Raw genomic sequence first — 17738 nt, 5'->3', positions numbered from 1 at the left:
GTACTGAACGCCGTTCCCGCAGTGGGAGAAACACGCGTGCCCAGCGCTCAGACCCGCCGTGCCTGGGCAGGCGTACCGGCCTACGGCAGCAGGATCGTCGAGCCGGTCGTCCGGCCTGCCTCCAGCTCGCGGTGGGCCTCGGCGGCGTCCTTGAGGGCGTAGCGCTGGCCGATGGTCACGTCGATCCGGCCGGAGGTGACGTGGCCGAAGAACTCGTCCTTGAGTGCGTCGCGTTCGGCAGGGTCCCCGATGTAGTCGGCGAGGCCGGGCCGGGTGAGGAACACCGAACCCGCGGCGTTGAGTTGGTTGACGTCGAGGGAAGGCACGCCGGACGCCGTGCCGAACACCACCAGCAGCCCGCGCCGCTTCAGCGATGCCAGCGAGCCTTCGAAGGTGTCCTTGCCGACGCTGTCGAACACCACCGGCACGCCTTCGCCGCCGGTGAGTTCGCGGACCCGCTCCGGCACGTTCTCGCGGCGGTAGAAGATCACGTCGCGGACGCCGTGTGCACGGGCGATCTCGGCCTTCTCCTCGGTCGAGACCGTGCCGATCACGTGGATCCCGAGTAGCTTCGCCCACTGCGCGAAGATCAGCCCGACGCCGCCCGCGGCCGCGTGCAGGAGCACCGTGTCGCCGGCCTGCAGCGGGTGGATGCGGCGCAGCAAGTACGCCGCGGTCAGCCCGCGCAGCGTGGACGCCGCGGCGGTCTCGAAGGAGATGGCGTCCGGCAGCTTGATCAGCGAGTCGGCGGGCAGCACGCGTTCGGTGCTGTACGCGCCGAGCGGGCCGCTCGTGTAGGTGACCCGGTCGCCGACGGCGACGTGCGCGACGCCTTCGCCGACCGCCTCGACGACCCCGGCCGCCTCGACACCCAGGCCCGTGGGCAGCGGCACCGGGTACAGGCCCGTACGGAAGTACACGTCCGCAAAGTTGAGCCCGATCGCGTGGTGCCGCACCCGCGCTTCGCCGGGGCCGGGTTCGCCGACCTCGGTTTCCTCCCAGCGCAGGATGTCCGGTCCGCCTGTCTCGTGCAGTCGAATGGCCTGCGCCATGGGTCTCACTCCTTGCCGTGGTGCCGGTTCCGGACCCCAACCCGATACGCCTGCCACTTGTTCCCCGGCAGGTCGCGCCGTTGTGCCGTCTCTGGAGAATTCAACCGCCGCGCTATTGCACCGACATGAACGCGCTTCTGCGGGACTCAGGCCGCGTCCGGATCGATGCCGGACAACTGGGCCATCGCGCGCCGGAAGCCGGCCATGTCCGCGATCTCGTCGACACGCGCTTCGTACGCTTCGACCCTGCGCGTGTACTCCGCCGCGAGCGTGTCCAGAGTGCCGCCCAGGTCCGTAGCGGAGGCCACGGTGAGCGAGTGGTAGTTGCCCAGGTCCTCGCCGAAGGTCACGTCGACGAGCAACCCGTCCTCGCCAAGGACATCGGCCAGCCGGGGGCATTCGGGCCCGCGCAGCGCCTCGACCAGCCGCGTGAACCGCTCCGCCCCTGGGGCGACGGCGAAGATGGTGACCGCTCCGGACGCGTCGCCGTGCACCGCCCGCAGGGCGCTCAGCAGGTCGCGCGGGGAGTCCAGGACGAACAGCCCGGCGTGCTTGGCATGTTCACGCTCCCAAGGCGTCGGCTTCGGACGGATCCGCACCATCGCGCGTGCGGGCACGAAGCCCTTGTCGCGCGTCTCGGCGGTGAGGCCCGTTGCGTCGACCTCGTACTCCCAGTCGACGAACACCGGCTCGCGTTGCAGGAGCCGCTGGGCCTCGTCGCGGTAGTAGCCGGGAATCGCGTATCGCGCGAAGCCGTCCGTCAGGCGCCAGGCGAGGCCCGCGTAGACGGCGAGCTCCTCGGGCACGGCGTTGTTGATCGGCCACGGACTCGGCGTGGTGTCCGCGTCGGGCCATGCCTCGTACAGCCCGGCCCAGTTGCGGGTCACGGCGACGTTTTCGCCCGGAAGGTGCCGGTAGACGCGCAGACCCGACTCGTCGCGGCCCTTCTCGAACGTGATCGCGTGCATGGCGCCAAGGTAGCCGCAGTGCCGGAATATCCGATCGCAAGCGGCGGCGCTCGCCGCCACGCGGCCGTCATGGACCCTGGTGACCAGGTCGACGACGCCGATCACGCACACGTACTGCTCATCGGCGGACGCGCTGGCGTCGGCAAGACGACGGTGGGGGAGGTTTCAGCGCTGCTGCGGGCCGCGTTCGTAGCGCACGCGATCATCGACGGCGACTTCATGGGGCAGGTGCATCCGGCGTCGGACGGCTGCCCGCGCACCGGTCACGACGTGCGGAGGAGCAGGGCCGGAGCCCCGCCCCTCCGAGCATCTTGTCCGCGCGTGGCTAGAGGTACATCCCGTCGCCGATCGGCGGCCGGTGGGCTTCGACCGGGGCGGCGCCGTTCTTCAGGGCGTACAGCTCGGCGAGGGTGGAGGCGGAGCCGACGCCGTTGGAGCTGCCGAGCCAGGCGGTGGCTTCCTGGTAGTCGAGCGGGCCGACTTCGATCTGGGCGAGGCAGCGGCCCGGGCGGACGACCGCCGGGTGGAGTTGGCCGAGGGATTCGTTGGTGGTGATGGCGACCAGGACGTTGCGGCCCTGGCCGAGGAGGCCGTCGGTGAGGTTGAGCAGGCGGGAGAGGGCCTGGCCGGTGGAGCGTTTGGCCTCGCCGCGGATCAGTTCGTCGCAGTCCTCGAGGACCAGCAGCCGCCAGCGGTTGTGCTCGGAGTCGTCCTCCTCGCCGGTGCGGCCGATCGCGACGTCCATCAGGTAGCCGGTGTCGCCGAACAGCGCCTCGGGGTCGAGGACGCAGTCCATCCGGCACCAGTCCCGCCACTCGCGGGCGAGCGAGCGCAGCACGGTGGTCTTGCCGGTGCCGGGCGGGCCGTGCAGGAGGATCAGGCGGCCGGCGACGTCGTCGCGTCCCACGGCCATCAGCTTGTCGAACGCGGCCGCGGTGCCGCCCGCGTAGTTGCGGCGGATCTGCTCCCACGGTGCGGCCGTGATGGAGCGGGTGGTGCGGTACGGGCCGCGCCGTGCGGAGTGGTACCAGAAGCCCATCGCCACGGACTCGTCCTGCGGCTGCGGTTCGGCCTTGGCGTTCTTGACCGCCTTCTTCATCACCGCGCGGCCGGTCTTCGGGTTGTCCGCGGTGACGGTGACCTCGCCGCCGCCGCTGCGCCACACCACGGCGCGCAGGGTCCAGCCTTCCCCGGCCGCGAGGGTGGACTGCCGGTCGTCCTCCTCGACCTCGCGCAGCACCTTGGCGCCGCGCGGCACCAGCTTCGCGCCGGGGCGGATGCGGTCGAGTCTGGTGGTGCTCGCCCACGGCTGGCGGCCCGAGACGAACTCGGCCAGCGTCAGCGCGTCGATCACGTCGTACGGGGTGTCCGAATCGTCGAGTCCGAGGGAGTAGGGCAGGGTTCGGGACGGGTCGAGGGGCTCGGTGGCGCCCTGCGGCGCACCTCCGCCGCTCTCGGCCTCCTCCACCCCGTGGATCCGGGCCGGTATCTGACGGGGCATGGACATGCTTCGATGATCGGTGCCCCCGGGGCGGGCGTACAGCGGTTTTGCGTAACCGGGAACTCTTCCGGGGGACGGAAAACCCGTGGCGCAGGGCAGGTTTGCGGGCCCGGCCTGCGCTTTTGACGCTGTGTCAGTGATCGGTATACGCGGCGTCGAGGGCGGTGGCCACTGCGGCGAGTGCTTCGTCCTTGGTCAGGCCGAGGCGCCGGGCCCGCTTGGCGTAGTCGCCGGCTGCGGCGGCGCCCTCACGGTGCGCGGTGTCGCCGACGGCCGCGACGAAGGTGCCGTGCCGGCCGCGGGTCTCCAGGACCGCGTCCGCCTCGAGTTCGCGGTACGCCCGCGCGACCGTGTTGACCGCGAGCCCGAGCTCGGCGGCCAGCGCGCGTACCGTCGGCAGTTTGGTGCCCACCGCCAGCACCCCGGTGCGGGCCTGCTCGGCGATGGCCTGCCGGACCTGCTCGAACGGCGGTGCGGGGGAGTGCGGGTCGAGCGTGATGTCCATGGCGGCAAGTGTGGCGTACACCGGGCGCGGTGCCGTGCGCTGCCGCGCGGTGTGGTGTCGCGCGGTGCTGTGCCGTGCGGGCGGCCGGTGTGGCGCGTTGATCCCGTGTCCCATACCTGGATGAATCGTTCCCCGAGTACTACCGAGCACCACTGCGTCGGAAACGCCTACCAAACAGGGGATGGTCCACTTGGGCACCGCGGTCGAGCACCAGGAGCACGTCCACCACAACCACGTCCACGGTGAGGGCTGCGGGCACGTGTCGGTGCCGCACGGCGACCACATCGACTACGTGCACGACGGCCACATCCACCGTGTGCACGACGGCCATGTCGACGAGTGCTCGACGGCCGCGCATCAGGAGCACGAGGGGCACCACCACGAGCACGGCGAGGGCTGCGGCCACGTCGCGGTGCCGCACGGCGACCACGTCGACTACATCCACGACGGGCACCGGCACGCGCAGCACGACGGGCACTGGGACGACCACTGATGATGTGCGGGTGATGTGCAAGTCCGTTCATCCGAACGCGTAATCCGTTCGCCGAAAGGCGAATCCGGAGCATTCCGGACGGCGGTCAGGGGAGTCTCACACCATGGACATTCTGGTGATCGGCGGTTCGGTGTTCCTCGGCCGCACCATCGTCGAAGAGGCGATGGCGCGCGGCCATGCGGTGACCACGTTCAACCGGGGGCGCACCGGGACGGACGTCCCGGGCGCCGCCGTGGTGCACGGCGACCGCGAGGACAAGGCGGATCTCGAACGCCTTGCCGCGGCGGGCCCGTGGGACGCGGTGATCGACGTGTGCGGCTTCACGCCGCGCGTGGTCGGCGATTCGGTGCGGGCGCTGAACGGGCGCGCGTCGTCGTACACGTTCATCTCCAGCATCTCGGCGTACGAGGACTGGCCGGCGGCCCGCGTCGACGAGCACTCGCCGCGCTTCGCGTGCGCTCCCGACGCCGACGAGACGGACGGCGGCTACGGGATACTGAAGGCCGGCTGCGAGCGCGCGGTGGAGAGCGAGTTCGAGGGCCGCGTGCTGGTGCTGCAGCCCGGCCTGATCCTCGGCCCGTACGAGAACGTCGGGCGCCTGCCGTGGTGGCTGCGGCGTATCGCGGCGGGCGGCAAGGTGCTGGCGCCGGGCGACCCGGACCGCCCGATGCAGCTCGTCGACGCGCGCGACATCGCGGTGTTCACGCTGGACCGCATCGAGGCGGGCGCCGAGGGGCGCTACCTGGTGGGCGGCGAGGCGGCCAACACGACGATGGGCCAGTGGCTGGCCGACTGCCGCGCGGCGACCGGTTCGGATGCCGAACTGGTTTGGGTGGACGACGACTTCCTGCTCGAACGCGAAGTGTCGCCGTGGACCGAGCTGCCGCTGTGGGCGCCGCCCACCGACGACATGGCGGGGGTGTGGCTGTCGGACTCGTCGAAGGCGGCCGAGGACGGATTCAGGTGCCGGCCGGTCCGCGAGACCGTCGCCGACACCTGGGCGTGGCTCAAGGCGGCGGGGCTGCCGCAGACGCTGCCGTCCTACCGCGGGCATGCGGGGACGCAGGGCATCGACGCGGAGAAGGAGGAGCGTCTGCTGGCGGAGTGGGAAGCACGCCACGCGGCTCCGTAGGGTTGGCCCGTGCGGGCGATACGGGAATTGGCGGGGTTGCCGGAGCGGCTGCCGGCGCGGGTGTTCGGGTTGCCCGGAGTCGATGTCGCGCTGGTGCTGTTCATGCTGCCGGTGCAGCTGATCGGCATCTTCGTCATCTCGGTGCCGGTGTACGCGCTGGACACCGGCGGCGGCCCGCCGACCCGCCTGGAGGGCACCGACCCGGACTGGCTGGCGGTGGTGCTGCTGGTCGCCGCCACGGTCATGCTGGCGTGGCGGACCCGGCGTCCGCGCCTCGCGCTGGTCGCGGAGAGCGCCCTGCTCGCCGCGTACTTCGCGCGCGGCTACCCGGTCGGGCCGATCGTGCTGCCGGCCATGTTGTGCCTGTACACGGCGTCGTCCGCCGGGCGGCGGCGCCGTACCGCACTGGGGGCGTTGGCGTTCCTGATCGTGGCGTGCACGTTGTGGGTGCCCAGGATGGCCCGCATGCTCGACGGGACGTCGGCGTTCTTCGGCACCCTGGCGCTGTTCTACGCGGTCGTGTTCGCGACGTTCGGCGGTCCGGTGCTGTTCGGCGAGGTGGTCCGGGTACGCCGGGAAGCCGCCGAGGCGCGCGTCGCGCAGGCCGAACGCGATGCCGAGCGCCGCGTGGTGGAGGAGCGGCTGCGCATCGCGCGCGAGCTGCACGACGTGGTGGCGCACAGCATGGCCGGCATCGCCGTGCAGTCCGCGGCGACGCTGCGCCTGCTCCGCGATCCGGACCCCGAGGTACGCGACGCGCTGCTCGCGATCCGCACCGCGAGCCGCCAGGCGCTCGGTGAACTCCGTTCCACAGTAGGCATGTTGCGCGAGACGGGTGCGCCCGACAACGACGGGCTGGAACGCCTCGACACGCTGCTGGAGGCGGTACGCAAGGCCGGTGTCCCGGTCGACCTGCAGCGCGACGGGGAGCCGGTGCCGCTGCCCGCGGAGACCGGGCATGCCGCGTACCGGATCGTGCAGGAGTCGCTGACCAACGTGCTGCGGCATGCGGGGCACGGCGCCAAGGCGCGGGTGCGCGTCGCGTACGGTGACGCGGAGCTGGTGCTGGAAATCGTCGACGACGGGTGCGGCCTGGTGGACGGGCACGGTGTCGGCCACGGGTTGTCGGGCATGCGCGAACGGGCCGAGTCGGTGGGCGGTTCGGTGGTGGCGGGTGCGGTCGGGGCGGCCGAGGACGGCAGCCGGCGGGGGTTCCGGGTCGCGGCCCGGCTGCCGCTGGCGGCCCGCTGAGCGGCGGACTCGGTACACAGAGGCTCGGTACACAGAGAAGCTTCGGGGAACAGCGGAGCTTCGGGGCACAGAGAAGCTTCGGGGCACGGGATGGGGACGCGATGATCCGGATCGGTCTGGCCGACGACCAGGCGCTGGTGCGTACCGGTTTCCGGGCCCTGCTGGGCACCGAACCGGACTTCGAGGTGGTCGGCGAGGCTGCGGACGGCGGCGCGGCCGTCGAGCTGGCCCGCGAACTGCGTCCGGACGTCCTGCTCATGGACATCCGCATGCCCGACGTGGACGGCCTGACCGCGACCCGGCGCATCGTCGGCGACCCGGAACTCGCCGGGGTGCGCGTGGTGATCCTGACGACCTATGCCGAGGACGCCAACGTCTACGGCGCGCTGCGGGCCGGGGCCAGCGGCTTCCTGGTCAAGGACGCCGAGGCCGAGGAACTCGTGCAGGCCATCCGGGTGGTGGCCCGCGGCGACGCGCTGCTGTCGCCCGGCATCACGCGCCAGGTGATCGGCATGTTCGCGCGCTCCGACCTGCGGCCGCAGGCGGACACCGGCCGGGTCGACGCCCTCATGGACGCGCTGACCGAGCGCGAACGCGAAGTGCTGTGCCAGATCGCGGCCGGCCTGGGCAACGACGAGATCGCCCTGGGTCTCGGCATGAGCCCGCACACGGTGAAGACGCACATCAGCCGTATCCTGGCCAAACTGGGCGTACGCGACCGCGCGCAACTTGTCGTCGCCGCATACGAGTCGGGACTGGTCCGTCCCGGCCGCAGTTAGGGCAGGTCTGCCGCGGCGGGCCGGCGTCCGCCCGCGGCTCGTGTAGTGCGTGCGGCGTAGCCCTGTGGGGGTACTCCGGGCGCCCCTACAGCGGCAGGCGCAGGAGCTGAACCGTCCGCCCGGGCGATGAGCGCGGGCCGCCTGCGGCGGGAGTATCGGCGTACGGGGTCCGCAGCCGCCGGACCCCGCCTCGCCGCCGTGAGAGGGGCCGGCCCGCAATGAGCCTGGACGACGTCATCCCCGATTGGCACTTCCGCGAACACCACTCCATCGAAGTCGACGCCTACGCCGACACCGTCTTCCGGGCCGTGGAGGAGGTGACCTGGCGCGAGGTCCCGGTGTTCCGGGCCCTGATGGCGCTGCGCATGTTCGGCGACCCGGCCCGCGACCCGCGCATCTTCGCGTCGATGACCCAGGAAGGTTTCGCGGTCCTGGACCGCCGGGACAACGAGATCGTGCTCGGCACGGTCATGAAGATCGGCTTCGGCAAGCACCGGGAGTTGCCCGCCGACCTGCCGGCCGAGGCGTTCCTGAAGTTCGGCGAGCCCGGATACCTCAAGGCGGCCGTCAACTTCCGGCGGCACGGCTCGACGGTCTCGACCGAGACGCGCGTGTGGGCGACGGACGAGCGGACCCGGCGCCGGTTCCGGGCGTACTGGATGGTCATCCGCGGACCCAGCGGCATGATCCGCCGGGTGTGGCTCAAGGCGATCCGCGAACGCGCCGAGAACGAGCCGGTGTTCCTGTGACGGGCGGCGAGCGGGTGAAGGGCTCCGCGGTACGCCGAGCGCGGGATTGGGTGGATGCGGACCTTCCGGCGCGCCGCAGACCCGTGCTGTCCTCCGCACTGGCCGCGGGCCTCGGCTCGATCGGCGCGCTGCATCTGGCGTGGGGCGCCGGGACGACCTGGCCGTACGACACCGAAGAGGAATTCGCCCGGCACCTGCTGGGCTTCGGCGAGACCGCGCCGCCTGCCTGGGCGAGCCTGGGCGTGGGCGCCGGACTGACGGCGGGGGCGTACCTCGTCCTGGCAGCGGGAGGGCTGGTGCCGCGCGTGGGACCGAAGTGGGCGTACCGGCTGGGTGCGGTGGGGCTGGCCGGCGTCCTGGTCGGACGGGGTGTGCTGGGGCCGCTGACCAACAGCGGGTCGACGCCGGAGTACGTCCGGCTCGACTGGCGCGTGTACTCGCCGCTGTGCCTGGTGCTGGGGGCACTGGCGCTGAGCCTGGCCGCGGGACTGGCCCGTCCGAAGAGCGAATGATCTTGTGAAGGCCCGGTGCAGAACCGCGCACCGGGCCGGAACGCGGGGTGGGGTGGTGGGCATGACCGCCACCCCGCACCGCGAAGACCTGACCGTCGATGGCCGCGACGTCCCCTCCGGTGACTCCGAAAGGCCCGTCGATGACCCCGGCTTGCCAGTCGGTGTCTCCGGCATGCCCGTCTACGACCGCATCGGCGCCGGCTACAACACGGTCCGGCACCCCGACCCGCGGCTCGGCGCCGTGATCGGCGCCGCACTGGCGGGGGCGCGGACGGTGGTGAACATCGGTGCGGGCACCGGGGCGTACGAACCGGAGTGGGCGGAGGTCACCGCGGTCGACCCGTCGGACGTCATGCTCGCGGCACATCCCGGAGCCCGCAAAGTCCGCGCGTTCGCCGAGGAACTCCCTTTCGAAGACGGCCAATTCGATGCCGCGATGGCGGTGATGACGATCCACCACTGGACCGACTTCCGGCGCGGGCTCGCGGAAATGCGGCGGGTCTCGCGCCGCCAGGTGCTGTTCCTGTGGGACCCGGGACACGACGAGCAGCTGTGGATCGTGCGCGACTACCTGCCCGAGCTGCGCGCCCTGGACCTGGCCCGCTGCCCGGCCCTCGACGATGCCGCGGAAGCCCTCGGCGCGCACACGCGTACGGCCTTCCCGATCCCGCACGATTTCACCGACGGCTCGCAGTACGCGTACTGGCGCCGCCCGCACGCCTACCTCGACTCGCGGGTCCGCCTGGCCAGCTCGCCGTTCGCGCAGACCCCGTGGGAGACAGTGCGCCCGGCGGTGGCCCGGCTGGCCGACGACCTGGCGACGGGGGCCTGGCAGCGGCGCTATGCCGACCTTCTCGACCGGGAGAGCGTCGACTACGGGTTCCGGCTGCTGACGGCGGGGGAGCCCCCGGCCTGACCTGCCTGACCTGCCTGACCTGCCTGACCTGCCCTGGCGGATCCGCAGGACCGGACAGAGCAGGTCACAACCGCAGGGCCGAGCCGGGGTGCCGGCTCGGCCCTGCGGGTGCCGTCTCTGCATGTTCTGCACGTTCCGCATGCGGCGTGTTCTGCGTCTGCCGATGCGTTCGGCGTCAGCTCGCGGCGTACACCTTCTCGACGAACTCGGCCATCTGCCGGTCGGTCACATTGCGGGCCAGGTCGGCCTCGCTGATCATCCCGACAAGCCGGTGGCCCTCGGTCATGTCGATGACGGGGATACGCCGGATCTGGTGGATCTCCATCAAGTCGAGCACGTCGTTGAGGTCGGCGTCCGCATCGCACCAGTAAAGGGTTCCGGCGAGCTCGCCGGCCTTCACCTGCGCAGGGTCGCGGCCTTCGGCACAACAGTGCATGACGATGTCGCGGTCGGTCACGACACCTTTGAGCTTGTCGTCGGTGCCGCATATTGGCACGCACCCGACGTCCAAGTCCCTCATCATCTTCGCGGCGTCCATGAGCGACGAATTCTCCGGCACGCACTGCGCCCCGGCGTGCATCACATCACGGGCCTTCAGCGGCATCTTGTCCATGGCAGGCCTGTTCCTTTCGGCAAGGGATCCCTGAGCTACCGGACACTTTCGATCCCAACAGACCCCTACCCACCCCGCCACTCGGCACCGGTGCCGCCGTCAGGACTCCGTGGTCAGCCCCAGCGCTCTGCGTACCTGTACGACCGCGTCCTGCAGCGGCGCGTTGTACGCCGTCCCGTCGGCATATTCGCCGAACGCCCCGGCCTGCCCTGTGCGGGCCAGTCCGTCGAGCACGGTCGCTTCCTTGCGCAGCTCCGCGACGAGAGCGGTGATCTCGGTGCCGACCGCGGGGGACCACGGCGTCGATTCCAGGACCCGGATCTCCTCGCGGGTGGCCGCGGCCGCGCGCGCCGCACAGGCGTTGAAGGCGGGGAGCTTCGCCTGCAGGTCTTCCGGGCCGCGAGGCAGCGCCGCGACGGCCGAGCCGCGCGGCCCCGCGGCCTTGAGATAGGCCTTCTGCTCGGTGGTCAGCGCCGCGTCGTCGGTGCGCAGCGAGGAGGTCAACGTGCTGCCGGCGAGCCCGAAGTAGCAGACCATCCGCCGGTCACCGGAGCCCCAGTTCTTGATCGCCTCCGCCGTGTAGAACGCCCTCAGGCCCTCGGGCGCCGACCACGGGTCCAATATGTAGGCCTCCGCCTGCGAGGTGCACTGGCCGTGCGCGTACTCCGCGAATGGCGGCGTGTTGGGAGCAGGCGCGATCGCGGGCAGCTCGATCGACGCGAAGGCCTCGGCGTCGTGAGGACGGTCGCAGGGCACCACCTTCACCGTCGTCAGGGGCATGATGCGCGTGCCCGCCGAGGGCAGGTGGCCTCCGCTGTCGAAACAGTCGCCGGAACGCAGACTGACAAGTTCTTCATAGCCGGCCGTGGTGACTCGGCCGTCCTTGTCGCGATGTGCACCGGGGTCCATAGAGTTCATCGTGTTGACCACGGCGATTACGGCGCCGACCACGACGGCCCAAATAATGAGCGATTTCCTGTGGGCGGTGATCCACGCGCGAATGACGGGCTCCTGGGTCGTGCACATACGGTAGTGCTGTCGTTCCGCGCTGCAGTGTTGCCGCGTCGGGGTGCGGAGTTCGGCCCTCGGCAAATGTTCACCTGGGCGAGTGAACGCGGCGGCACTTACGCGGAACTGACGCATCATGCGGCAGGGTGGCGCAGGGAGAGACCGGCCATTCCTGAGTGTGCCCCCGGCAGGAATCGAACCTGCGACCAAGTGCTTAGAAGGAATCTGCATCGTACAGACGTACTCACCTGCATCGATGCAGGTGGCAGAGAACAAAGAAGCCGAATAGCACTTGGTCTATCCATGGGCCGAACTTTGGCTGGATCCTGACCAGCGGCGAGCGGGCAGGCGCCGGGTGCCTCATGATGTCACCCGCGGACGCCTCTCCCGAAGATGCCCGTGCCCGCCCGCCCGCCTTGCCCGGGGGTGCACTTCCCCCGGGCGCTCTGTGGGTGCGCCGCCGCTCGCTGTTCAAGATCAAAAAATCTGACTGGCCAGTCAGGGACACGGCATCATGATCACGCAACCCTATGCGGGGTGCACCACGATCAGCCGGACTGGGTCCTCGCCCAACAGCGGGCCCTAGGGGCCAAGGTCCGGGCAGCGCGTCTCTATGCAGACCTCACGCAAGAAGAACTGGCGGAGCGCTGCGGTGTCAGCTGGCGCACGATCCACCGCATCGAGTACGCCACGATGGATCCGACCTACTCGGTCCTGCTGCGTATAGCGCATGAGCTTCGGATCCCCCTCGCAGACCTGACCCAGTGATCACCGCGGGATGCGGAATCGTCACTTCCGCACGGCAATGAGTCCCGAACCGTAGCGCCGATCAGTTCAGCATGGAATGACAAACCTACGAATTCACCCATGTGGGCCCATCTGCGGGACGCGTCCCGCAAGTTCGCACCGGTCAGGCCGCCTGCGCATCACTTGACGCCGCGCGCAGGCGAGCGCGGTTCATCGCGACCAGCCTGGTGATTCCGCACGGCGCGCACATGGCGACCGGGCGGCCGTCTTGGGCCAGGTCGCGCACCTCGGTGTCCGCCAGGCGCGACGCGCACACCTCACACGCCGTCGGCATCCGCGGCCCCGTCCTGCTCTGCCGCGACGTCGCCGAGGCACGGGGGACACAGGAATCCGCCGACGACCGCAACGAACGCCGTAGGGTCCAGCGCCTGGGGCATGCAGCGCTCGCAGTGCACGAACGCATGCGGGAGCGCAGGCGCCCCCCACGGCGCCATCGCAGGCGCGGGAATCTGAGGCGCCCCGGCCGCTATCTGCTGGAGGTTCAACTCCCGCTGAGCCAGGCGCCGCAGGCACGTGGCGCAGGACGTCACCGCATCCGCCACGGGGACCGTCGGGGCGCGTCGTCCGCAGATGGAGCACTCCGCGGACGACCACGGCAGAACCGGCAGCACGCTCGCGCGTGAGATTGCGGCAATCCGCCCGGCCGGCATCAGCTTGGCCGTCGGATCGGCGCGCAGGCCTGGCAGACCGGATGGTCGACCGATCGGTGGCCGCGGTGCACTTGTACGAGGGGGTTCATGGGGACGCCGCAGCGCTGGCAGATGCCACACGCAATGCGGCCCCTCTGCATGGTGGGGGCGTCCATGCATCGACCGTAGAAATCCGCGCACGCTGGGGTCCAGGAGTGTGTACGAACTTGCACACGTTCACCCGAGCGCAGTAATCGCCGCCGTGATCAGGGCCCGTGCGTCGGCGCCGTAGACGGCCAGCTCGGCCAACGCGGCGAACACGTCCTCGTACATCCGGATCTCGCGCGGCTGAGTGACCGTCAGGTGCGCGGACACCAGCTCCACGGCCACCTGCTCCGAGTCGAACATGAAGAACGTCTCGGTCGGCCACAACGCGGACCGGTCGGCGGCCGCCGGGATGATGCCGAGCGAGACAGACGGCAGCGACGCCACCGCGAGCAAGTGCCCGAGCTGGCCGGCCATCGTCTCCGCACCGCCGATGCGCACCCGGAGCGCGCTCTCCTCCAGGAGCACGGCGAACTGCCGCGGCCCATGCAACAGGGCTTGCTTGGCGACGCGTACCTCAACCGCGGCGTCGATGTCGTCGGCGAGCTGGCGGCGGTCGCGCAGCGCGGTGAGCAGCGCCCGGATGTACGCCGGGGTCTGGACCGGCCCGGGGATGAGCCACGACGAGTAGATCCGGAACTGTCGCGTGCGCTCCCACAGGGGCACCACAGACTCCTGCGCGTGGCGCAGGCCGGCGCGCTCCATGCGGCGCCACTCCACGTACATGCCGTCGATGCCGCGGGCGGCGGCGATCAGGTCCGGCGCCAGGCCGGGGACGCCGCAATAGCGCGTCCAGGCACGCAGGTCCGCATCCGACGGCGGGGTGCGGCCGTGCTCCAGACGCGAGCACTTCGACTCGTGCCAGCCCGCCGCGCCCGCGAGCGCCCGCGCGGTGAGACCGGCATCGAGCCGGATCTCGCGCAGGCGCTGAGCGAGGGCGCGGCGGGCCTCGGCGACGCTGCTGGACTGCTCGGACATGGTCAGTGCAGCCGGTACTCCGCGTGCGGCACGGCGCGCTCCCACACGGACTCGAACGCCTCGGCGCAGAGCTTCACGACGGCCGGGTCCTCGGTCACTTCGACGTCCAGCCAGTCGCCGTCACCGCTGAAGTGGTTGACCGCGAGGGTCTCGCCATCGAACAACCAGAAGTCGTTGCCCGGCAGCGGGATGTCCGTCGCGCGGCGGCGTGGCAGCCAGCGCACCTGCTCTCCGCCGCCCACGTTGTGCGTGGTCGTGACGCTGTGCTCGTACCGGATGTAGTCGCTGACGGGCTCCGACACGATCCGGGCCCGCCGGATCGCGACGCCCCTGCCCGTGGTGGACGCCATGAGCGCGGTCCACTCCGGCCAGCGTTCGGCCGGATCGAACAGGCGCCCGGCCTGCCAGTCGTCGTACGCCTCGTCGAGCATGTAGGCGTCCCGCATCTCCAGGTGCACTGCGGACCGCCGGCAGGCGCGCATCAGGTCATTGATCACGGCCGGGCTGGCCACCGTTCACCTCCGGGAAGAACTGCATCATGCGGCGCGGGAACTCGATGACGGTCTCGTGGGCGGGGGCGTTCACTTCTGCCAGGCGGGCGGGGTCCGTGACGGTGTTGCCCTGCAACAGGTACTGGTCGGTCTCATCGTCGTACCAGACGGTGGGGCTGCCCCCGTTGGGGCTCTCCGGGTCCTTGCCGAGCCGGTGCAGTGCCATGGTGGGCCTCCTGTGCCGTGGCGGACGTTCTGTGCGTACGAGTGTGCGCGGCGTGACGGCTGATAGCCATGAGTGTGCACGAACTTGCACGGATGCGGGTAGAGCCAGATGTGCCAGAATCGAACGTATGAGCGATATTCGGCCACGTGGCCGGGATGGCGTCGCGCCTCCCGGGTGGCCGTCTGCTGTCCGGCCGCCCGGCACCGAGGACTGGCAGGAGTCCGCGGTCAACTGGCTCCGTGAGGTACTCCCGCCCGAGTACCGCAGGCACGAGATCCTGCGCCGGCACCCCGAGCTCCTCGCGCGCATGGCCGTCCAGCACGTAGGCGCGGTGCTGCACGCGGCGCGATGGGGCTACGGCGAGGCCCGCGCAGATCTCCCGGACGTCGGCGACGAGCAACTCGGCGCGCTCCTGGCCGCCTACCAGGACGTCGGCGGACGGGCCGCGGCCCTGGACCGTGAGGTGCGGCTCGTCGAGCAGGCGCTCCGCGGGGAGCGCTGGAACCCGCGGCTCTAGCCCTCGTCGTCGACTCGGACGCCGGGGCCGAGCCGCAGGAAGTATGCGAACGCTGCCGGTGCTCCGGCCATCCGCTCGGCCGCGGCCGCCGGGTCGTCGGGCACGACATCGAAGCAGTCCCACGAGCACAGCGGACCGAACGGCGTCGCCGCGCAGGGCTGGCCGCAGGTCTCGCATCGGGTCGGGGCATCCTCGCTCACGCTTCCACCGTAGGGCGGTCCTGAGAATCACGCCCAGGTGCACGCAGATCGCTGTACCGTCGCCCCCACAAACCGTGGGGGTGGGCATGAGCAGTCAGCAGCCGTGGGGGCCGCAGCAACCCGAGCAGTACCCGTACCAGCCTCAGACCGGGGCGTACGGGGCCGGCCCAAGCTGGGGACCGCCGCCACCGCCACCGCAGCGGACACCGATGGCGGTGTGGATCGTCGCAGCGGTCGTCATCATCGTCGCCCTGGTCGTCGCCGTCAGCATCGTCGGCGGAGACGACGACGACGAGAGCAGCCCGCCGACCGCACGCGTTACTGCCACACAGGCCGGCGACGGGCTGACTGCCGAGCAGCGCGCCAGCATCCTCGCCGAGGCCGGATACCCGCCAGAGCCCGACGCTACGACCTGGGCCGCCTACATCCGTGACCTGAAGGCGATAGACCCTGACATCGTCCACGGCAAGGAAGAGAAAGCCGTCGACCGGGGCCGCAATCAGTGCCGCAGCATCAAGGACCACAAGGGCGACCGGACGAAGCTCGTCGATCTGACGAACCAGCGGTTCAGCAGTCCGGACCATCCCGAAGGGTTCGGGCTCTCGAAGGCGAGCCGCATTCTCGACGTCGTACACCAGCACCTCTGCCCGACGTACTGACCGCCGGGAACGACGAAACCGCCCCCGCCCACCCGAAGGTGAGCGGGGGCGGTTCAGCGTCCGGATGCGGTCCACACGGTGATGCCCAGCGCGGCAAGACCGGTGACAGCAGCAATCGACGGGAGCGGCCAGCGAGCGTGCTTCAGGGACTCGACGTCGGCACGCAACGACGTGACGTCGTCCTCCTTGAGCGCGGTCCGCTCCAGCGCCCGGATCCGGGTCTCGTGGTCCTCGATGGTCTCGGTGTGGTCGCCGATGTCCTGCGCGATGCCGTCGAGTTTGGCGGCGACGTCGCGTACTGCGTCGTGCGTGGCTCTCAGCTCCCGGTAGACCTCAGTCGGGGTGATGATCACGCTGCCGTCGGGGATCGGCGTGGACGCCGTCACTCGCGACGCTCCAGGGCCTGGCGGAGGTCCGCGTCCGGATCGGCTAGCCGCAGCCACCGCGGCAACAGGGCGTCCACCGCGGGCAGCGCCATGACGCGGGTGAACCCGGCGGCGACCGCCAGGGCCACGCCCACGCCGGGCAGGGACTCGGGCAGGCCCGACGCGGCGACGAGCAGCGGCAGCGCAGCGGCGATCGCGATGGCCGTCTGCACCACGGTGCGGATGGTGCGCCGGGCGGCGTCCCGCCGGTCGGTCACAGCCACAGCCGCCTCCACGTCTCCGGGCCCGGGTAGCCGTCGGCGTCCGTGCCGCTCCAGCCCTGCGCGCGCTGGAAGTCCCGCACGTTCCGCAGCGTGAAGATGGTGAACACGGGGCCGGCCTGATAGCCGTCGCCGTTGTGGTGCCGTACGTAGCCCTTCGCAATCAGCCGCTGGTCAAGCAGCGTCACCGCCGAGTGCGCGGCGTTGAGCCGGAACGCGCCCGCCCCCGGGAACGCAGGCGGCGCCGGGGCCGGTGTCGGGACCGGGACCGGGGCAGGCTTGGGCGGCGCCTGGCGGGCCCACGCCGGATCAGCCGACACGATCCCGCCCGCGTACGCCGGGTAGCCATACGCGTGGACGTACGGGTCGCGGCGCAGGCGCTTCTTCAGGTAGACGCCGTCGCCCTCGGGGCTGCCGGTGGCGTTCGTGTTCCCCTCGATCGTGTAGATGTACGTCGCGTCGTACGCGTACACCAGTCCGGTATGCGTGCCGCCCGGCCCGTACGGGGATCCAGGCGCACCGAAGAACACCTGAGCGCCGACCGCCGGGTACTCGGAGACGCGGCCGCGTTCCCGGAACCACCGCAGCCCCGTGGCGCACGAGGCAGTGCGCGGGAACAGGTCCGCGGCGCCGGCCACCATCGCGCACCACGACACGAACACGGCGCACCACGCCATGCCCTGCGCCCAACCCAGGCCCGGGACTTGCGGCGCGTACTTGACGATGTTGTTCGGGTGGCCGCTCTCGCTTCGGCCCTCGCGAACGCCGACCTCCGGGCGGGCGACCGCGATCACATCAGCGGCGGTGATCATGCGCTCTCTCCGTCCTGCTCGGCGTGCTCGGTGTCGGGCGTGCCGGACTCCGGATCCCATCCGGTGGTTGCCGGAAGGTCGGCGGCCTTGCCGGGGTCGCCGGCGGACTCGGCGTAGACGTCACCGGTCTCGGTCGGTTCGGACATGGGACTCTCCTGGGGACATGGGAAAACCCCGGCACGCGGCCGG

The 17738-nt window shown here is 71.0% G+C and carries 25 protein-coding genes and 1 pseudogene; 11 read left to right on the top strand and 15 right to left on the bottom strand.

What is annotated here, in order from left to right:
• Nucleotides 1–80: 80 nt before the first annotated feature.
• Nucleotides 81–1052: a quinone oxidoreductase family protein gene (locus LZ495_RS31840; protein ID WP_235056429.1), complete on the bottom strand. Its 972-nt coding sequence runs from the start codon at nucleotides 1050–1052 to the stop codon at nucleotides 81–83.
• Between the two features lie 146 nt (nucleotides 1053–1198).
• Complete coding sequence (locus LZ495_RS31835; RefSeq protein ID WP_235056428.1) at nucleotides 1199–2020, bottom strand: hypothetical protein; 822 nt, start codon at nucleotides 2018–2020, stop codon at nucleotides 1199–1201.
• Between the two features lie 69 nt (nucleotides 2021–2089).
• On the opposite strand from LZ495_RS31835, the pseudogene LZ495_RS31830 reads away from it, so the two are divergent.
• A pseudogene (locus tag LZ495_RS31830) lies at nucleotides 2090–2275 on the top strand (hypothetical protein); the annotation flags it as partial.
• 70 nt (nucleotides 2276–2345) lie between these two features.
• Here the strand turns inward: LZ495_RS31830 and LZ495_RS31825 are convergent.
• Nucleotides 2346–3527: a DUF5925 domain-containing protein gene (locus LZ495_RS31825; RefSeq protein WP_235056427.1), complete on the bottom strand. Its 1182-nt coding sequence runs from the start codon at nucleotides 3525–3527 to the stop codon at nucleotides 2346–2348.
• A gap of 127 nt (nucleotides 3528–3654) precedes the next feature.
• Complete coding sequence (locus tag LZ495_RS31820; protein ID WP_235056426.1) at nucleotides 3655–4026, bottom strand: GntR family transcriptional regulator; 372 nt, start codon at nucleotides 4024–4026, stop codon at nucleotides 3655–3657.
• Between the two features lie 181 nt (nucleotides 4027–4207).
• On the opposite strand from LZ495_RS31820, the gene LZ495_RS31815 reads away from it, so the two are divergent.
• The 7 genes from LZ495_RS31815 (at nucleotide 4208) to LZ495_RS31785 (ending at nucleotide 9858) form a co-directional block, all read left to right on the top strand.
• Entirely contained in the window at nucleotides 4208–4519 is a 312-nt protein-coding gene (locus LZ495_RS31815) for a hypothetical protein (protein WP_235056425.1), read from the top strand.
• 103 nt (nucleotides 4520–4622) lie between these two features.
• Nucleotides 4623–5651: an NAD-dependent epimerase/dehydratase family protein gene (locus tag LZ495_RS31810; protein ID WP_235056424.1), complete on the top strand. Its 1029-nt coding sequence runs from the start codon at nucleotides 4623–4625 to the stop codon at nucleotides 5649–5651.
• A 9-nt stretch (nucleotides 5652–5660) separates the two neighbouring features.
• Complete coding sequence (locus LZ495_RS45065) at nucleotides 5661–6902, top strand: sensor histidine kinase (RefSeq protein WP_235056423.1); 1242 nt, start codon at nucleotides 5661–5663, stop codon at nucleotides 6900–6902.
• Between the two features lie 101 nt (nucleotides 6903–7003).
• A complete protein-coding gene (locus tag LZ495_RS31800) occupies nucleotides 7004–7681 on the top strand; it encodes a response regulator (protein WP_235056422.1) in 678 nt (225 codons plus the stop codon).
• 218 nt (nucleotides 7682–7899) lie between these two features.
• Nucleotides 7900–8430: a hypothetical protein gene (locus LZ495_RS31795; protein WP_235056421.1), complete on the top strand. Its 531-nt coding sequence runs from the start codon at nucleotides 7900–7902 to the stop codon at nucleotides 8428–8430.
• Nucleotides 8427–8942: a DUF3995 domain-containing protein gene (locus tag LZ495_RS31790; protein WP_235056420.1), complete on the top strand. Its 516-nt coding sequence runs from the start codon at nucleotides 8427–8429 to the stop codon at nucleotides 8940–8942. Before LZ495_RS31795 ends, LZ495_RS31790 begins: the two co-directional genes overlap by 4 nt.
• Nucleotides 8943–9114: 172 nt before the next feature.
• On the top strand, nucleotides 9115–9858 hold the full coding sequence (locus LZ495_RS31785) for a class I SAM-dependent methyltransferase (protein ID WP_235056419.1): 744 nt from the start codon (nucleotides 9115–9117) through the stop codon (nucleotides 9856–9858).
• A 175-nt stretch (nucleotides 9859–10033) separates the two neighbouring features.
• On the opposite strand, the gene LZ495_RS31780 is transcribed toward LZ495_RS31785, so the two are convergent.
• Nucleotides 10034–10471, bottom strand: coding sequence for a CBS domain-containing protein (locus LZ495_RS31780; protein WP_235056418.1), 438 nt, complete (start codon nucleotides 10469–10471; stop codon nucleotides 10034–10036).
• A gap of 99 nt (nucleotides 10472–10570) precedes the next feature.
• Nucleotides 10571–11497 carry a septum formation family protein gene (locus LZ495_RS31775; protein ID WP_235056417.1) on the bottom strand — a complete coding sequence of 309 codons (927 nt, stop codon included), beginning with the start codon at nucleotides 11495–11497 and terminating at the stop codon, nucleotides 10571–10573.
• Nucleotides 11498–12016: 519 nt separating this feature from the next.
• Here LZ495_RS31775 and LZ495_RS45060 point away from each other — a divergent pair.
• Complete coding sequence (locus LZ495_RS45060) at nucleotides 12017–12247, top strand: helix-turn-helix domain-containing protein (protein ID WP_235056416.1); 231 nt, start codon at nucleotides 12017–12019, stop codon at nucleotides 12245–12247.
• A 142-nt stretch (nucleotides 12248–12389) separates the two neighbouring features.
• Here the strand turns inward: LZ495_RS45060 and LZ495_RS31765 are convergent, their stop codons facing one another.
• From LZ495_RS31765 to LZ495_RS31750, 4 genes are all read right to left on the bottom strand, one after another.
• A complete protein-coding gene (locus LZ495_RS31765) occupies nucleotides 12390–12560 on the bottom strand; it encodes a hypothetical protein (RefSeq protein ID WP_235056415.1) in 171 nt (56 codons plus the stop codon).
• A 592-nt stretch (nucleotides 12561–13152) separates the two neighbouring features.
• The gene (locus LZ495_RS31760; protein WP_235056414.1) at nucleotides 13153–13998 is read right to left on the bottom strand and encodes a helix-turn-helix domain-containing protein; all 846 of its coding nucleotides are present in this window, start codon (nucleotides 13996–13998) and stop codon (nucleotides 13153–13155) included.
• A gap of 2 nt (nucleotides 13999–14000) precedes the next feature.
• Nucleotides 14001–14480 carry a DUF6879 family protein gene (locus LZ495_RS31755; RefSeq protein WP_235056460.1) on the bottom strand — a complete coding sequence of 160 codons (480 nt, stop codon included), beginning with the start codon at nucleotides 14478–14480 and terminating at the stop codon, nucleotides 14001–14003.
• Between the two features lie 4 nt (nucleotides 14481–14484).
• Entirely contained in the window at nucleotides 14485–14715 is a 231-nt protein-coding gene (locus LZ495_RS31750) for a hypothetical protein (RefSeq protein WP_235056413.1), read from the bottom strand.
• 127 nt (nucleotides 14716–14842) lie between these two features.
• On the opposite strand from LZ495_RS31750, the gene LZ495_RS31745 reads away from it, so the two are divergent.
• Entirely contained in the window at nucleotides 14843–15232 is a 390-nt protein-coding gene (locus tag LZ495_RS31745) for a hypothetical protein (protein ID WP_235056412.1), read from the top strand.
• Here the strand turns inward: LZ495_RS31745 and LZ495_RS31740 are convergent.
• On the bottom strand, nucleotides 15229–15432 hold the full coding sequence (locus LZ495_RS31740; protein ID WP_235056411.1) for a hypothetical protein: 204 nt from the start codon (nucleotides 15430–15432) through the stop codon (nucleotides 15229–15231). The two genes, LZ495_RS31745 and LZ495_RS31740, sit on opposite strands and share 4 nt — an antisense overlap.
• 86 nt (nucleotides 15433–15518) lie before the next feature.
• On the opposite strand from LZ495_RS31740, the gene LZ495_RS31735 reads away from it, so the two are divergent.
• On the top strand, nucleotides 15519–16091 hold the full coding sequence (locus LZ495_RS31735) for a hypothetical protein (protein ID WP_235056410.1): 573 nt from the start codon (nucleotides 15519–15521) through the stop codon (nucleotides 16089–16091).
• 53 nt (nucleotides 16092–16144) lie between these two features.
• On the opposite strand, the gene LZ495_RS31730 is transcribed toward LZ495_RS31735, so the two are convergent.
• From LZ495_RS31730 to LZ495_RS31715, 4 genes are read right to left on the bottom strand one after another with little or no spacing between them, the layout of a single operon-like run.
• Nucleotides 16145–16477: a hypothetical protein gene (locus LZ495_RS31730; RefSeq protein WP_235056409.1), complete on the bottom strand. Its 333-nt coding sequence runs from the start codon at nucleotides 16475–16477 to the stop codon at nucleotides 16145–16147.
• On the bottom strand, nucleotides 16474–16740 hold the full coding sequence (locus LZ495_RS31725; protein WP_235056408.1) for a hypothetical protein: 267 nt from the start codon (nucleotides 16738–16740) through the stop codon (nucleotides 16474–16476). The genes LZ495_RS31730 and LZ495_RS31725 overlap by 4 nt, the downstream gene beginning before the upstream one ends.
• Nucleotides 16731–17549 (bottom strand): peptidoglycan-binding protein, encoded by an 819-nt coding sequence (locus LZ495_RS31720; RefSeq protein WP_235056407.1) that lies wholly within the window; start codon nucleotides 17547–17549, stop codon nucleotides 16731–16733. Before LZ495_RS31720 ends, LZ495_RS31725 begins: the two co-directional genes overlap by 10 nt.
• The gene (locus LZ495_RS31715; RefSeq protein WP_235056406.1) at nucleotides 17546–17695 is read right to left on the bottom strand and encodes a hypothetical protein; all 150 of its coding nucleotides are present in this window, start codon (nucleotides 17693–17695) and stop codon (nucleotides 17546–17548) included. The genes LZ495_RS31720 and LZ495_RS31715 overlap by 4 nt, the downstream gene beginning before the upstream one ends.
• Nucleotides 17696–17738 lie beyond the last annotated feature (43 nt).

It is taken from the genome of Yinghuangia soli (assembly GCF_021502675.1).
Lineage (GTDB): Bacteria > Actinomycetota > Actinomycetes > Streptomycetales > Streptomycetaceae > Yinghuangia > Yinghuangia soli.
This window is presented reverse-complemented; position numbering and strand designations above follow the sequence as displayed.

Bases quoted from the DNA above. Each gene is read 5' to 3' on its own strand.
- LZ495_RS31840 (WP_235056429.1), bottom strand. From the start codon at position 1,052: ATGGCGCAGGCCATTCGACTGCACGAGACAGGCGGACCGGACATCCTG.
- LZ495_RS31835 (WP_235056428.1), bottom strand. From the start codon at position 2,020: ATGCACGCGATCACGTTCGAGAAGGGCCGCGACGAGTCGGGTCTGCGC.
- LZ495_RS31825 (WP_235056427.1), bottom strand. From the start codon at position 3,527: ATGTCCATGCCCCGTCAGATACCGGCCCGGATCCACGGGGTGGAGGAG.
- LZ495_RS31820 (WP_235056426.1), bottom strand. From the start codon at position 4,026: ATGGACATCACGCTCGACCCGCACTCCCCCGCACCGCCGTTCGAGCAG.
- LZ495_RS31815 (WP_235056425.1), top strand. From the start codon at position 4,208: ATGGTCCACTTGGGCACCGCGGTCGAGCACCAGGAGCACGTCCACCAC.
- LZ495_RS31810 (WP_235056424.1), top strand. From the start codon at position 4,623: ATGGACATTCTGGTGATCGGCGGTTCGGTGTTCCTCGGCCGCACCATC.
- LZ495_RS31800 (WP_235056422.1), top strand. From the start codon at position 7,004: ATGATCCGGATCGGTCTGGCCGACGACCAGGCGCTGGTGCGTACCGGT.
- LZ495_RS31795 (WP_235056421.1), top strand. From the start codon at position 7,900: ATGAGCCTGGACGACGTCATCCCCGATTGGCACTTCCGCGAACACCAC.
- LZ495_RS31785 (WP_235056419.1), top strand. From the start codon at position 9,115: ATGCCCGTCTACGACCGCATCGGCGCCGGCTACAACACGGTCCGGCAC.
- LZ495_RS31780 (WP_235056418.1), bottom strand. From the start codon at position 10,471: ATGGACAAGATGCCGCTGAAGGCCCGTGATGTGATGCACGCCGGGGCG.
- LZ495_RS31775 (WP_235056417.1), bottom strand. From the start codon at position 11,497: ATGTGCACGACCCAGGAGCCCGTCATTCGCGCGTGGATCACCGCCCAC.
- LZ495_RS31765 (WP_235056415.1), bottom strand. From the start codon at position 12,560: ATGCCGACGGCGTGTGAGGTGTGCGCGTCGCGCCTGGCGGACACCGAG.
- LZ495_RS31760 (WP_235056414.1), bottom strand. From the start codon at position 13,998: ATGTCCGAGCAGTCCAGCAGCGTCGCCGAGGCCCGCCGCGCCCTCGCT.
- LZ495_RS31755 (WP_235056460.1), bottom strand. From the start codon at position 14,480: ATGCGCGCCTGCCGGCGGTCCGCAGTGCACCTGGAGATGCGGGACGCC.
- LZ495_RS31750 (WP_235056413.1), bottom strand. From the start codon at position 14,715: ATGGCACTGCACCGGCTCGGCAAGGACCCGGAGAGCCCCAACGGGGGC.
- LZ495_RS31745 (WP_235056412.1), top strand. From the start codon at position 14,843: ATGAGCGATATTCGGCCACGTGGCCGGGATGGCGTCGCGCCTCCCGGG.
- LZ495_RS31735 (WP_235056410.1), top strand. From the start codon at position 15,519: ATGAGCAGTCAGCAGCCGTGGGGGCCGCAGCAACCCGAGCAGTACCCG.
- LZ495_RS31720 (WP_235056407.1), bottom strand. From the start codon at position 17,549: ATGATCACCGCCGCTGATGTGATCGCGGTCGCCCGCCCGGAGGTCGGC.
- LZ495_RS31715 (WP_235056406.1), bottom strand. From the start codon at position 17,695: ATGTCCGAACCGACCGAGACCGGTGACGTCTACGCCGAGTCCGCCGGC.